The organism is Aliiglaciecola sp. 2_MG-2023, from assembly GCF_030548145.1.
Taxonomy (GTDB): Bacteria; Pseudomonadota; Gammaproteobacteria; order Enterobacterales; family Alteromonadaceae; genus Aliiglaciecola; species Aliiglaciecola lipolytica_A.
In genome coordinates this window covers 1-15,614 of record NZ_JAUORY010000007.1, presented here as the reverse complement: position 1 = coordinate 15,614, position 15,614 = coordinate 1, and the positions used below count along the sequence as shown (strand labels likewise).

The 15,614-nt window shown below is 38.9% G+C and carries 9 protein-coding genes; 5 read left to right on the top strand and 4 right to left on the bottom strand.

The annotated features are described in order from the left end of the window. Positions 1-7: 7 nt before the first annotated feature. Complete coding sequence (locus tag Q4567_RS08935) at positions 8-5,041, top strand: EAL domain-containing protein (protein ID WP_303500136.1); 5,034 nt, start codon at positions 8-10, stop codon at positions 5,039-5,041. A gap of 152 nt (positions 5,042-5,193) precedes the next feature. Here the strand turns inward: Q4567_RS08935 and Q4567_RS08930 are convergent, their stop codons facing one another. Together Q4567_RS08930 and Q4567_RS08925 are read right to left on the bottom strand one after the other, a co-directional pair. Next, on the bottom strand, positions 5,194-5,598 hold the full coding sequence (locus Q4567_RS08930) for a PaaI family thioesterase (protein WP_216050406.1): 405 nt from the start codon (positions 5,596-5,598) through the stop codon (positions 5,194-5,196). A 283-nt stretch (positions 5,599-5,881) separates the two neighbouring features. Beyond that, positions 5,882-6,835 (bottom strand): transposase, encoded by a 954-nt coding sequence (locus Q4567_RS08925; protein WP_303500134.1) that lies wholly within the window; start codon positions 6,833-6,835, stop codon positions 5,882-5,884. A gap of 193 nt (positions 6,836-7,028) precedes the next feature. On the opposite strand from Q4567_RS08925, the gene miaE reads away from it, so the two are divergent. Next, positions 7,029-7,760 carry a tRNA isopentenyl-2-thiomethyl-A-37 hydroxylase MiaE gene (gene miaE, locus Q4567_RS08920; protein ID WP_303500248.1) on the top strand — a complete coding sequence of 244 codons (732 nt, stop codon included), beginning with the start codon at positions 7,029-7,031 and terminating at the stop codon, positions 7,758-7,760. Between the two features lie 240 nt (positions 7,761-8,000). Here miaE and Q4567_RS08915 read toward each other — a convergent pair whose 3' ends face one another. Then, on the bottom strand, positions 8,001-8,909 hold the full coding sequence (locus Q4567_RS08915; protein ID WP_216050409.1) for a hydrogen peroxide-inducible genes activator: 909 nt from the start codon (positions 8,907-8,909) through the stop codon (positions 8,001-8,003). A 235-nt stretch (positions 8,910-9,144) separates the two neighbouring features. Between Q4567_RS08915 and ahpC the strand changes: the two genes are divergently transcribed. The 3 genes from ahpC (at position 9,145) to Q4567_RS08900 (ending at position 13,145) form a co-directional block, all read left to right on the top strand. Next, the gene (ahpC, locus tag Q4567_RS08910; protein ID WP_216050410.1) at positions 9,145-9,708 is read left to right on the top strand and encodes an alkyl hydroperoxide reductase subunit C; all 564 of its coding nucleotides are present in this window, start codon (positions 9,145-9,147) and stop codon (positions 9,706-9,708) included. 97 nt (positions 9,709-9,805) lie between these two features. After that, on the top strand, positions 9,806-11,356 hold the full coding sequence (gene ahpF / locus Q4567_RS08905) for an alkyl hydroperoxide reductase subunit F (RefSeq protein WP_303500132.1): 1,551 nt from the start codon (positions 9,806-9,808) through the stop codon (positions 11,354-11,356). A 253-nt stretch (positions 11,357-11,609) separates the two neighbouring features. Then, entirely contained in the window at positions 11,610-13,145 is a 1,536-nt protein-coding gene (locus Q4567_RS08900) for a PAS domain-containing methyl-accepting chemotaxis protein (RefSeq protein WP_303500131.1), read from the top strand. Between the two features lie 57 nt (positions 13,146-13,202). Here the strand turns inward: Q4567_RS08900 and Q4567_RS08895 are convergent, their stop codons facing one another. Continuing rightward, positions 13,203-15,287, bottom strand: coding sequence for a M13 family metallopeptidase (locus Q4567_RS08895; RefSeq protein ID WP_303500130.1), 2,085 nt, complete (start codon positions 15,285-15,287; stop codon positions 13,203-13,205). Between the last annotated feature and the right edge of the window lie 327 nt (positions 15,288-15,614).

The window sequence follows — 15,614 nt, the reverse complement described above, 5'->3', positions numbered from 1 at the left end:
ATAGTACATGAAGTATGATACAACAATTCTTTATATTGAGAGTGATGATAACACCCGTAATATATATTCCGATTTTCTACGTGGGATGTTTGCAACCGTTCTTGAAGCATCCAATGGTCGTGAAGGAATTTCAAAGTTTATTACCCACCGACCAAGTCTTGTCTTAACTGAAATTCAGCTAACCCATATGAATGGGCCTGAACTGATCCAACAAATCCGTAAAACCGACCTAAAAACACCAATAATTTTATTCAGTGCCCATATAGAAGAAGATTTTATACTAGATACCATTAATGATCAGATTAATGGTTTTATTAATAAACCTGCAGATAGAAAGAAAATAGCACAAGTTATTGATCAAGTATTATCAGTTGAAAAACATGATGGATCGGTGAGTAAATCTAACATTTTAGGTGATAGTTTACGAATTAACATTGAATCCGAAGATGATTCACCGCAAGATTCAGCCAGCCTAATGGTGGTAGGTATAGGTTCGAGTGCAGGTGGCCTTGAAGCACTTACTACTTTAATAAAAGGACTACCGAGCAATAATAATTCAGCCTATATCGTTGCGCAGCATCTAAGCCCTAAACACAATACGATGTTAGTTGAATTGCTCTCTAGAGAGAGCTCCTTAATGATTAAGGAAGCTGAGCATAATGAAACCCTTGAGAGTGATATCTTCTATATTACCCCTCCTAATAAAAACGTAGAAATTAATAGCAACAATCAAATTATTTTATCTGCCCCTGAAAAACAATCTTTCTTACCCAAACCATCTGTAAATCAACTTTTTATTTCCATTGCTAAGTATAAGAAAGAACGCTCTGTCGGCATTATATTGTCAGGCACAGGATCTGATGGCTGCCAAGGTATGCGAGCGATTAATTCAGAGGGTGGTATAACAATTGTGCAAGAGCCGAGTACCGCTAAATACGATGGCATGCCAATGGCAGCAATTAATGGTTCGGTAGTCGATATTTTAATTGAAGCGGATAAGATCGGTGAAGAATTAGTCGCCCTTGCTAATTTCCCGCGAAATAAAGTGCTGAAAAAACATCAAATTACCCCCGCTAATGACCATATATCGATCATTTTTGCGTTACTCCACAAAATTAAACATGTGGATTTTTCTGTTTATAAAAAAGCCACTATCGGCCGTCGTATTGAACGCCGAATGGTTGCACTTAAAGTCACCACGCTTAGTGAATATGTGGCATTGATTCAAGAAGATGAACAAGAGGTCGAATTACTTTATAAAGATATTCTAATTGGTGTAACCAGTTTCTTTAGGGATAAAGAAGCCTACGACTCACTTGAGAGTCTACTAGATAAATACCTAGATGAAATTCCCGATGCCAAAGAACTTAGAGTTTGGATGCCAGGTTCATCAACGGGTGAAGAAGCCTACTCGGTTGCCATAATACTCAATGAATTATTAAACGATCGACAAAATGATCTGGATTTGAAAATCTTTGCCACAGATATAGACGAACAGGCCTTAAAAACTGCCCGTCGAGGTGTTTATAGCCAAGCGTCAATGACCGAAGTGTCAGAGTCTTATATCAAAGATTATTTCAATATCGCAAACGATGAATTTGAAGTAAAAAAAACGTTAAGACAAAATATCGTTTTCACCTACCATAACCTTTTGTCTGATCCACCATTTAAAGATTTAGATCTTATCGTTTGCCGTAATCTGCTTATTTATTTTAACCTTGATGCGCAAAAATGGATCATGCCAGCATTTCATTATGCACTTAAAGATAATGGAATACTTTTTCTTGGGAAATCTGAAAATGCGACCAATTTTGAACAACTTTTCGCGCCAATTGATAAACCCAATAAAATTTTCAAATCAGTGGCGAATTCGAAGAAAAATTTTCCGGCCATCACAGTAAGACCACCTAAATATGTAAAATATCCAGCTGAAGAGCAAACTAAAACATCAAAAGAAACGCCACTGCAAGAAACGATTATTACCGAAGCGGCAAAGCTTTTAATGCCAAATATGATCGTGACAAACGAACAACTTGATGTGGTATATAAAAAAGGTAACCTCGATTTTATTTCTGTTCCAGAAGGATATATTTCCTACAATTTATATAAAATTGTTGATTCTAGGTTAGTCTTAGATTTAAGAAAATTATTTAGTGACGCTAAAAAAGGATTTGGCGTTAGTTCTAGTGGTTACATATCGTTACCACTAAAAGACGGAAAAGCACGTCTTATAAAAATTCACCTTGTGCCTGTTATGAATGGTCGCAATCAAATGTATATTTTTTATTTTCAGAGCATCTCAGTTTTAGATTTACCGCTTATTAACACAAATTTAAATGAAGTAGCGTCCTCTTCTACCCAAGAATTAGAATTTGAACTACAACGTACTAAAGAGCATATGCAAACCCTGGTTGAAGAACTAGAAACGTCAAACGAAGAATTACAATCAACCAATGAAGAATTACAAAGTGCTAATGAAGAGTTGCAGGCCACCAATGAAGAAATGGAAACCAGTAATGAAGAGCTTCAATCGACTAATGAAGAACTTCAAACCGCTTATGCGGAACTCAAAGAAATGTTCAATGAGAATACAAACATTAAAGAAAAACATAGCTCTCTTAATCGACGTTATGAATCGGTTTTAGAAAATATACATGACGGTGTCATCATTACTAATCTTCAAGGTATGATTCTTAAAACTAACCACGCAATGCAAAAATATACAGGATTATCTCGAGAACAACTGCTAGCTAAAAACTGGTTCGATTTATATCCTATTGAAAATAGTTCACGCTTTATCAATAGACAAAAAGAGCTAACTGAGAAAGGGACATTTGGCCCCTATATTTTAGAGTTAGAATCGGGTGGCATTACAAAAACGATACTTAACGTGGAAGACTACCTTAGTCGAGATGAGCAAGGTAACACCCAAATATGGTCTTTTGCTTCAGACATATCAAAAGAAAGACATGCGCTAACTGAGCTATCCATAAGCCAACAAAAATATAAGGCAACCTTTGAAAACGCCAATATTGGTATTGGTCATGTTGGACTAGACGGAGAATGGATTTCTGTCAATAAAGCGTTAACTAAAATGCTCGGTTATCCCGAAGAAGAATTATTGTCGTTAACTTTTCAGGATATAACTCATCCTGACGACCTAACTCAAGATTTAGATCTGGTTAAGCAATTAATCAATGGCGAAAGAAATTCCTACAAAATGGAAAAGCGTTATTACAACAAAAATGGCGACTTGTTTTGGGCAATGCTCTATGTGGCTATTGTCAGAGACAATAACAAACCATTATATTTTATCTCGGTAATAGAAGATATTAATAGTCAGAAACAAGCTACTTTAGATAGTGCCCAAGCTAGAATGGTATTTAATACCACCCAAGAAAGCATTGCGGTAACAGATAAAGAGACCAGAATTATTAATGTTAACCCTGCTTTTGAAAGCCTTACCGGCTATTCACTGGATGAAATAAAAGGTAAGAAAATAAGCCTTTTAAAATCAGAACAACATGGGCCAGCGTTCTACAGTGAAATGGAACGTTCATACAAACAAAGCGGCTATTGGTCAGGTGAAGTAATTAATAAGGCGAAAAGTGGTGATCTCTTCCCCGTTTTTCTCAATATCAGTGCGGTTAAGGATGATAATGGCTATATTATTCAATATATAGCGGTGATAACCGACATCTCTATGATCAAACAATCACAGGATAAAATACAGTATTTAGCAAATCATGATTCCTTAACTGGCTTACCTAATCGCACGTTATTTGCAGATCGTCTTGAGCATGCACTACAAGAATCTCGCCGTTCCAAAAAGCAACTCGCAATTTTATTTGTTGATCTTGATCGCTTTAAAGTGGTTAACGATGGCTTAGGCCATAATGTAGGCGATGCCGTTTTGATAGAAGTAGCTAAGAGGTTTACCAATATTTTACGTTCAGGAGATACGGTTGCAAGAATCGGCGGTGATGAATTTGTTATTATCGTACAAGATTTAGACTCTGCATTAAATGCATCAAAAATCGCACTAAATTTAATTCAATCGGTAAAAGAAGAGATACAAATAGACGAACATAAAATTACGATTGGTGCGAGCATTGGTATAAGCATTTATCCAAATGATGGACACTCCGCAGACGAATTGATTCGTCAAGCTGACATCGCGATGTATGATGCAAAAGAGAATGGCAGAAATATGTATCGCTATATTTCACAAGAGCTATCGTCGTTTGCTTTCGAGAAGGCTTCAATGGAAGGTTTGATTAGAGAAGGATTAAACAATGATGAATTCGAGGTTTATTATCAGCCTATTATCGACTTAACCACTATGAAAGTAGCTCACCTTGAAGGGTTAATTAGATGGAATCATCCTAAACTTGGCCTGGTGATGCCAAATAAGTTTATTCCCCTTGCCGAGGAATCAGAACTCATCACTGAAATAACTAAATATGTGATATTTAAAGTGATGAGCACGATCAGCAATTTGAATAGTATCAATCACCACAAATGCAAAATCGCGATTAACTTTTCGTTGAAAGATTTAGAAAGTGATTCACTGTTTTACACGTTTAAAAAGTATTTACAGCAATTTAAAATTGATGGTAGTTCAATATCACTCGAAATTACCGAAAGAAAAGTCATATTGTCTAATGAACAAAATCAAAAACATTTAGATCGCTACAAAAAATTAAATGTATCTTTCTCAATGGATGACTTTGGTACAGGCTATTCAAATTTAGGTTATTTGATTAATAAACCGTTCGACATCCTAAAAATTGATCGTTCTTTTATCTCTCAAATTGGCGCTGCTGGTCAATCAGAAGAAGTTGTTAAAGCAACAATTTCAATTGCCAAAGCGCTAGGGTTGAAAACGGTAGCTGAAGGTGTTGAGACAAAAGAACAATTTGATTTTGTGGCTAGCCATAAGTGTGATTTTATTCAAGGATTTTATTTTCAAACCCCAGAACCCATTGATAAGTTACTTGCGTATTTACAGGTGGATGATGAGAAAAAACCTAAACATTAGTTAAAACTCAATTAAAATACTCAACAAAGGTCATTATAATATTAACGCAAGAGCAATAGCGTAATGGCCTTTGAGGTGTATTGATTGAGATGTAGCATTCACTTACCATTGGTGTTTATTGCTCCGCCACTATTACCATTTTACTGTACTGATTAATCTACTTTATTAATAGCCCCTTGGGCAACAGCAACTAATTTTTCACCATCCTCACTAATTGCATACACTTTACACTCACATACTGCTTGGCGTTTACCTGAAGAAATAGCGGTAGCTCGTGAAATTAAAGTATGACCAATAGCGGGTCGTAGATAATTAATTTTGTATTCAGATGTAACGCTGTCTTCAAGCACTGATCCACCGGCAAAGGTTAAACAATTGTCAGCTAAATAGCTAACTACACCACCATGGACGAAACCATGTTGCTGCTTCAATTCATCCTTTATGGGTTGGGTGATTTCTGCTTTACCGGGTTCAAAAGCTGTTAATTGAGCACCAAGCAGCTGACTAAATGGCTGAGACGTCAAAACGCTTTTACCAAATTCAAATAATTCACTCATGTTAAAAATTACCTTTGAGAGCAAGTCACCCTGAGCAAATACTGAGCAAATACATGGACAGGGAGCAAATACATGGACAGGCACCTTATTAGATAGGAGATTTTTTGGCTTTAAATGATTACTGAATGCTGTCAAAAAGGTTCTAATACGCCCATTATTTAGATAAACAGAAGAGACAAGTTCATTTTTCCGAATGAGCGTTATTGAGGTGAATTTAGTGCAGGGAGAGCCTGTTTCTTGTTCAAAGAATAGATTGAAATGAAAAGTGCTTTAAGGGGATAGGTTAGCCTAATGAATTCTTTTTCCTACGTTTTCGTTTATAGCGTTTTAAAGTGTCTGTTTGTCCAGCAGCCACACGAAAATTAGTTTCAAACGTTAGAAACATATCTTGCCAGGTGTATTCATCTAATCCTAAACGCTGCAAAATGGGGGATTCTCCTATATCAATTGCCCCTCGTTTGTCAGGATTGAGACTGCGACCAGATAGGTCAACCAATTTCATATATTCGATTAAATCCAACGGTAACCCCTGCGGTTGTGGCTCTTTTGGGTTGCCAACAAAGGGCATTAATGTAGATGGCTGATACCCTTTTTTAAAATCATGAATACGGCGTTTAATACTGGTGTGATTAGACGACTCTGGGGTTGTTGCCATTTTTGCTCGTATGGGGTTTAAATCTACGTATACCATACAGGCTGCTAATGCATGCTCATCTAACAGTGCTTGCGATTTGAATCGTCCTTCCCAAAAGTGACCGGTACAGTTATCTTCTTGATTCGCTTGTCGAGCAATCGGCTCATTCAATTCTCGCATAAACCAGCTAATATCGGTTAATCGACTTCGATAAATCGACAAAGTCGAATGTAGCGTGATTTGCTCAGCGTCGGTGAATACTAGAGCTTCTTTTGAAGTTAACTTTTGTGAGAGCAATGTTCCTTTGTGAAGTTTATGCCATCGCAGCGCAATCTCTTTATCCGTCCAGTGTTTTGCTTTGTCTGAATTTACATGTAACACCACATGAGTGTGATTACTCATCACCGCATAGGCACAGACTTCTATGGCAAAGGCTGTGGTTAAAAATAGTAACCTGTCTTCTACCCACTGACGACGATGCTCATAACTTTTTCCTGTTAGTTTATCTTCGCCACACAAATAAGTGCGCCGAACACAGCGAGATACACAATGGTAATAAGGGGTATCAGAAAGGTTAATTTGTCGTTTCCTTGCCAGTGGCATTATTCACTCCTTGAATTAAACATACTAAAGCATAGTTGATTCTATTTTCATAAGAGTCTAGTTCTAGTCTAGTTTGTGGCTGTCCATGTTAATACCTCCTAGTCTAGTTTGTGGCTGTCTATGTTAATACCTAGTCTAGTTTGTGGCTGTCCATGTTAATAGTCCATGTTAATACCTCCATGTTAATACCTCCATCAAAAGCTTTTTAATGTGTGAAACACCTCAAGATTGGATCGACGAGGCTATCAAGCCTGAAAATCTGCCTACGTTATTAGTTGATCATGCGAACTGCGAGTTAAAAGCCGCGCAAACTGCAATGTTGTTGCTGCGTCGTTATGCAGTGGATAAAGAAAGTGGAGACGCGTTGTTGGCTTGGTTAAAGCCATTCGAAGACTTTGTTTATCGAAAAGTGGGTGATGGAAACTTTAAAGACCATGTTAACTTGTCAAAAAAATTGATCAGCAAATCCAACTTTGCCCACGGTGATGAGCTGATAAATAAAATGGTTATGTTGATCAAAGAAGAACTGCACCATTTTCAGCAGGTGTGGGACATTATGCAAAGCCGTGGTATTGAATATAGTAATTTAACGGCTTCTCGGTATGCCCGTGGCATGATGAAAGGTGTCCGTACCCATGAACCTGCCAAGCTAACAGATACCCTAATTTGTGGCGCATTCATTGAGGCTAGAAGTTGTGAACGTTTTGCTAAGTTAGCGCCATTTTTAGACGCAGAACTAGAGACCTTTTATATCTCTTTATTGCGCTCCGAAGCTCGGCACTTTCAGGATTACCTGAGCTTAGCGGATAAAATTTCACTACAAGGCATTGAACAAAGAGTGGAGTGGTTTAAACAAAAAGAAGCGGAATTAATTTTATCTGATGATAGTGAATTCCGCTTCCATAGTGGCGTGCTTGTGGCGTAATGAATAGTTGTTTAATTTATTGACTGCGCAGAGTTCGATTTCGCGCCGCAAATTTGATCACCGTAGTAATTATTTGAATAATTACAATTTTTAGTGCTGTTGATGGTCGCTTTTGTAGTAAAGATTGATTTAACGTTATTTATTAAAGTTTTCATGTTTATCACCTTGTTTGGACTAGGTGGTTATCTTGACCTATTCATTGGATTCTTTAAATTTGATTAAATTAATAAACTAATTCTATTATTTTGAATCACACTTCTGTGTAAGCTGTTGTTGAAAAATGTCCTTTAAAATACTTAACTCAGAAGTTCTCACATAGTTTGGTCTGATGATTAGCGCTATGGTGCGATGGGGCCCTGGCTCGTTTAAGTGGATAGCGCGTAGTTCTGATTGGTTGTGAATAAGCTGGTCTAATGCCATTTGCGGCACTAAGGTTGTACCTAGTTTTCCGGCGACCATTTGAACTATGGTATGCAGGCTGGCCGAGTCAAAATCCGACTGCTGCTTTTTATTCTGCAGGCTACAAGCCACTAATGCGTGATCCTTTAAACAGTGCCCATCTTTTAACAACATTAATTTCTCTATTTCCATTTCTTCACTGGTTATTTCATTCATTTGACTCGGGCTTTCATCTTTGTGACTGACCCAGTAAAAGTCTTCTTCCCAAAATGGAAAGGTCATCAAGCCATCGACGGGGTAGGGTAGAGCAAGCACAGCAGCATCGATGTCACCATTACGCACTAAATCCACAAGTACATGGGATTGCTCTTCTACGATTTGTAGCTTGAAGTCGGGATATTGCTTGCGCACCTCTGGAAGTACTTTGGGTAACATATAAGGCCCAATGGTAGGGATTACGCCCAAGGTCATGGAACGAGATAGAGGCATTTTGTTGGTTTGCGCTAATTGCATTAGCTCATCCATCTCTAGCTTAATACGTTTTGCTTTGGCAAGTATGATCTCGCCATCGGCGGTCACTAATACTTGTTTATTGTTGCGTTCAAAAACTTGCAAGCCGAGTTGCTTTTCCAATTCATTAATAGCCGTACTTAATGCCGACTGTGAAACGTTGCAGGCTTCTGCCGCTTTTTTAAAATGGCGGGTTTTATCAATTGCCAGTGCGTATTTTAATTGTTTTAAAGAAACCATAATCATTGTTCCAAAAAATTGAACATAAATTCAAATTAATTCTAATTAGCTTGATTGTATCAGTAGCAAACAGAAAACACGCTACTTTCATAGTTCTAAAAAATAGAAGATAAGTATAGATTTAATTAAATTTAACTGCACGTTGATTCCAACTATTATTCTCCCCGTCGAAAGCAAACACGCTTTTTAAGCAAACACTATTTAAAGCAATTTACTATTTTAGAGGAATACAAACATGGCTCAGATCGGAAAAACTATCCCAGAATTTAAAGCACAAGCATTTCATAACGGCGAGTTCGTTGAAGTAACGTCTGAAAGTGTTAAAGGAAAGTGGGGTATCTTCTTGTTCTATCCTGCTGACTTTACTTTCGTATGTCCTACTGAACTTGAAGATATGGCTTCACATTACGAAGAGCTTCAAGGTCTTGGTGTGGAAGTATATGCAGTATCAACTGACACGCATTTCTCTCACAAAGCATGGCACGATTCTTCAGACGCCATTGGTAAAATCAACTTCCCAATGATTGGCGACCAAACTGGCACAATCACTCGCGGATTTGATGTGATGATCGAAGAAGATCACATGGCACATCGTGGCACATTCTTGGTTGACCCTGATGGCGTTATCCAAGTAGCGCACATTCACGCTGGCGGCATCGGCCGTAACGCAAAAGATATGGTTCGTAACGTTAAAGCAGCTCAATACGTACGTGAAAACGACGGTGAAGTATGTCCAGCCGCTTGGGAACAAGGTCAAGCAACCTTAACTCCTAGCTTGGATTTAGTGGGTAAAATCTAGATTTAAAACAATCCACGTAAATTGGCGGGTTATAGGAGGTTAATGCTTCTACCCGCCATTTTTTTCACCAGTTTATTTGCAGTAAAAAGGTAACACTATGTTAAATAACGATATTTTAAATGCTCTAAAATCGTATACCAAAAATATGACTAACAGCGTGGCACTAGTTCTACAAACTGGTGAGCACGAAAAACGTCAAGAATTAGTCCAATTTTTAACATCATTGTGCTCAGTTTCAGACAATCTGACATTGATTGAGCGGGATGATAATTTACGTAGCCCAATTACATTCTATTTAGAAGTAAACGGTAAAAACAACGGTATCTCGTTTTCAGGCATTCCCAGTGGGCATGAGTTTAACTCACTTATATTAGCCATTTTACAATCTTCAGGAACGGATCTTAAACTCGATAAAACCTTGCAAAGCATGGTACAGAAAGTGAAAGACGATTTGCACTTTGAAGTCTTTATTTCGTTAAGTTGCCACAACTGTCCGGATGTTGTGCAATCGTTAAATCAATTTGCATTATTGAATGACACTATAAGTACTGAAATGCTAGACGGCGGCTTGTTTCCAGAATTGATTGAGCAGCGCAACATTCAAGGTGTTCCTAGTGTTTATTTAAATGGCGAGTTATTTGCCAATGGTAAAATTGATACCGCACAGTTGGTCGACAAATTAATCCAACGTTACCCTTATATTGTGGGTGGCGATGATAACGAAGCCTTACCACTTCAAGATGTGACTGTTATTGGTGGCGGACCTGCTGGGGTTGCCGCAGCGATTTATTCTGCTCGAAAAGGCTTGAACGTCACTATGATTGCCGATCGAATAGGTGGTCAGGTTAAAGATACTGTAGGAATCGAAAATTTAATTTCTGTTCCTAAAACAACGGGTACAGAATTAACTGGTAATTTATTGGCGCACCTGAACGATTACGAAGTCAATATCAAAGAATTTTTACGTGTTGATAAAATTGAGAAAGGGAAAACCAAGAAAATACATTTATCCAGTGGTGAAGTTGTAGAAACTAAAACAGTTATTGTCGCAACTGGAGCAAAATGGCGCGAGCTAGGTGTACCAGGTGAGAAAGAAAATGTTGGTTCCGGCGTAGCCTATTGCCCACACTGTGATGGACCTTTCTTTAAGGGCAAAGATGTTGCGGTTGTTGGTGGCGGTAATTCCGGTATTGAAGCGGCAATAGATTTAGCGGGTATGGTTGATCATGTCACTGTTTTCGAATTTTTACCTGAGTTAAAAGCAGACAAAGTGTTGGTGGAAAAAGCCGAAGCTAATAGTAAAATTACGATTATCAAAAATGTCGCTACTAAACAGATATTGTCAGAAAATGGCAAAGTAGTCGGCCTTGAATATGAAGACAGAGTTAGCGGGGAAATAAAGCAACAAGCTTTAGCCGGTGTATTTGTTCAAATTGGTTTAGTGCCTAATAGCGCATTCTTAAAAGATGTGGTTGAACTTAGTAAATTTGGTGAAGTGGTGATAGATCACAAGTGTGCAACCTCTGAGCCTGGTATTTTTGCTGCTGGGGATGTGACAACCGTGCCTTATAAGCAAATTGTCATCGCAATGGGAGAGGGGTCAAAAGCCTCTTTATCAGCCTTTGATTATCTAATCAGAGAAAGCTAAACGCCTATATAAATTCAAAGGGCAAAAGACAAAGACAAGCTTCGGCTTGTCTTTTTTGTATTAAATTATCCAATTAATTGGGTTATAGATTGGTGACTTACGCCGATAACATTCAAAGTCAGTCTATACTTGGAGCACTAACATATTGTTCTAAATGCAGTGAGCTATTAGCAAAAGTAATTTATAATTATAATTATCTTGTATTTCAACATCTTGTTTTGTTGAATTTAATGGAATAAATGGAGTCGAGTTAATGGGTAAACGCAATCAGAATATTGTCGACCAAGAAGTCACTTTTGGGGTAGATGAAGAGTTGGTATCTGTTACAGATCTCCGCGGCGTAGTAACCTACTCAAACGACAAGTTTTGTGAGGTAGCTGGGTTTACCAGAGACGAAATCGTTGGCAAAAATCACAATATCGTAAGACATCCTGATATGCCTAAAGCGGCATTTGCAGATTTATGGGAAAAACTAAAAGCCAAGCAACCTTGGCGTGGGGCGGTGAAAAATCGTTGCCAAGATGGTCGCTATTATTGGGTTGATGCTTATGTCACTCCGGTCTATGAAAATGGCGATTTAAAAGGTTTTCAATCGGTCCGTCGTTTTCTGCAACCTGAATATCGTAAACGTGCAGAAGCTCTTTACTCTAAATTGAATAAAGGCGAGAAGGCCGAACGTAAATGGGCGTTAAATTGGGGGATTAAACACGCTATATTTTTACTCTTAGCGGCCGCTATTTTAGGTGCAACAATGTTTATGCCTTATTTTGCTTTGTTACTGGTGGGCTTACCTTATTTGGTATTCAAAAGTGAAATCTTTAGTTTGCCAAACTATCTTAAAAAATCTCAGCAAGATTATGACAGTGTCTCTCGATTTGTTTTTTCAGGTACGGGCATTGTCAGTGTTGCTGATTTCCCCGCAAAAATGCATCAGGGGGCAATACGAACTATCATCGGACGGGTAATAGATAGTTCTGCGTCTTTATACAACGTTGTCGTCGAGCTAAAATCTGCAGCTGAACGAGCGACCGAAGGTGTTGAAAAAGAAACGGCTGAAGTACATCAAGTATCCGCTGCAATCGAGCAAATGGGCGCTTCGATTAGCGAGGTGGCAAACAACATTACCTTAACTTCACAAAAAATTGAAAGTGCTAATCAAGGTTGTGAAAATGCCACTAAAGCAATGACCGAAACAATGCACAAAGTGTCGCAGTTGGCTGAAGATGTGGAAAGCTCTGCAAATGCTTCGGGCCAACTGGCTGAAGAGGCGCAGCGCATTGGCAACGTGATGAGTGAAATTCAAGGTATTGCCGATCAAACCAATTTACTCGCGCTAAATGCGGCTATTGAAGCGGCAAGAGCTGGTGAGCATGGTCGCGGTTTTGCGGTAGTTGCCGATGAAGTGCGTGCTTTATCGAGTCGAACCCATTCGGCTACCGAACAAATTCAAACTTCAATTAATGAAATTCAATCCACTTTACTTACTTGGGCTAAATCCATGAATGAAGGTAAAGATGCTGCAATCGAATGTGTTGCTGATACTAGGCAGTCGCGAGAGTTAATTGAGGGCGTTTATCAGCAAATTTCTGAGATATCAGGGCTCGCATTTCAGATTTCCACAGCTGCTGAACAGCAAAGATTGGTCTCTCAGGAAGTTAACGATAGTATTTTAAATGTGAGTAATATTTCGCAAGAAAATTTAGAGCAAGTTAATTTTGTGAAAGAAGCTTCAAACGATATCAATACTAAAGCAAAAGTGCTGGCATCGCTGGGTTTAACGTTTGGATAATTTGAATTAAATAAAAACAGCAAGCGCTAATGCTTGCGCTTGCTGTTTTAATCATTATTACCAGATACGTACGCGTTCTTCAGGTGCCAAATAAAGTGCATCACCCGGTTGAACGTTAAATGCTTTGTACCAAGCGTCATGGTTACGAGGGGCAACAGTTCTGTATCGCGCCGGAGCATGGGGATCAGATTTAAGCTGTGACATCAGACTTTGTTCAGTACGTTTTTCACGCCAGACTTGAGCCCAAGCTAAGAAGAAACGCTGATCGCCAGTAACACCATCAATTACCGGTGCTTCTTTGCCATTTAAACTTAATTTATATGCATGATAGGCCATTGCTAAACCGCCTACGTCACCGATATTTTCACCCAGAGTCAGACGACCATTTACATGACTGCCTTCAATTGGCTCATAACCATCATATTGGGCAGCTAACGCATCGGTTCTAGCTTCAAATGCGGCACGATCTTCATCGGTCCACCAATTACGCTGAATACCATTTTCATCCGATTTAGAGCCCTGATCATCAAACCCATGACCCATTTCGTGGCCTATTACTGCCCCTATGCCGCCATAATTTACCGCTGGATCAGCATTGGGATCAAAAAATGGTGGTTGCAGAATTGCCGCAGGGAAAACAATTTCGTTGAACGAACTATTGTAATACGCGTTTACTTGTTGAGGTGACATGCCCCAGCGTTCACGATCTGTTTTTTCAAGTTCTTGAGCTGCGCTATCATCCCTAAAAAACTTACGAATACGTTGTACATTGCCAATTAGGTCATCAGGCTTAATTTCTAGACCATTGAAACTTTGCCATTCATCAGGGTAGCCAATTTTGGGACGAAAAGACGCTAACTTAGCATGTGCGTTTTTCTTGGTTTCATCCCCCATCCATTGCAAACTATCGATACGTTCGCCCAAGGCGGTTCTGAGGTTTTCAACCAGTTCGGCCATTTGTGCTTTAGAACTGGCTGGAAAATGCTTTTCGACGTAAGTTTTACCAATAGCAAATCCAAGGGATTGGGTACCTGACATTTGCGCTATAGCACGTTTCCAACGAGGACGAGGTTCTTGCTGACCATTTAATGTTTTGCCATAAAACTCAAAGTTAGCACTGAAAATTTCGTCAGATAGCAACTCAGCTTGGTTGGTGATCGTATGATAAGTCATATAATCTTTCCAAACAGATAGGGGTTCGCTATTGACTAATTCAATGGCTTTTTTGATCGGTTCAGGCTGTGACATATTTAAATGCGGAACCTTGTATTCAGTTTCTGCAAAATAGGTATCCCAGTCAAAGCCAGGGTAATCGGTTGACAGTTGTTGCCGTTCAATTTGGTTGAGTGTCAAATCTCGATCGCGACGTTTTTCGCGAGGCCATTGCGCTTCAGCGATTTTGGTTTCTAAGGCTAAGATGCCTTTGGCTTTTTGTGCTGCATCTTCGACTTTTGCAAAATTCAACATCTCTTCAATGTGTGCAACGTATGCTTCACGTATTTCTATAAAACGTTCGCTATCTTCTAAATAGTATGAACGGTCAGGAAGTCCCAAGCCACCAACACCCACAGACATTTGGTATTGATCTGGATTGAGGCGATTAAACCACATTCCACCATAGATCGGGCTTGCCGAACCGTCGAGCCAAGCACGGCCAAACATGGCGGTTAGTTGGGTTTTATCTGAAATACTACTGATACTTTCTAGCACTGGAGAAATGGCTGCGATGCCTTTGGCATTTGCCGCTTCAGTGTCCATGTAAGCTTTATAGAAATTGGCAATTAATTGTTCTTCCGACGTCAATTCTTCGCTATTGCTAGTATTTGCTAATTCATCAATGATAGTTTTAATTTGCTTTTCACTGCGCTCAGCTAATTTTGTAAAGGCACCATAGCGAACTTTGTCACTAGGAATTACAAAGTTATCGTACCAAGTACCACCTGCGTAACGGAAAAAGTCGTCACCGGGTTTAACTGATTCATCTCTTGCATCCAGCTCAATACCAAAGTTGCCTAATTCAGCCTTTGTTGTTTGCGTTGTGGCTGCCACATCTTGTTTTGGGGCAGGTGTATCTGCAGACTTATTACATGCGCTTAAAATAAATACGCTCGCTATGCTGGCCGCTATAAGTGTTTTTTTCATAAATCCTCAATTTTTCGCTTTATGATGTATACATCAAAATCCAAAGCTACATGAAACGCTGTATTCAGTACTCTCATGTCTATGAAACCAGTACTGAAATTTTATAAAATAATTTAATCAATATTAACCGCGTTACTCTACCTATAATTGAATCTAAATTACATAGTTGTTAGATAAACGGTACATAATTTAAGAGTAACAAGCTCAAAACAAATAATTTTGTGCTTTAGCCATGAATAATATTGCCAACGTTGTAGGGGATAAATCCCCCAGCTACAGGAAGGGAATTTGTAGCATGGCCTTCAGGCCATGAATGCCGATGCCAGC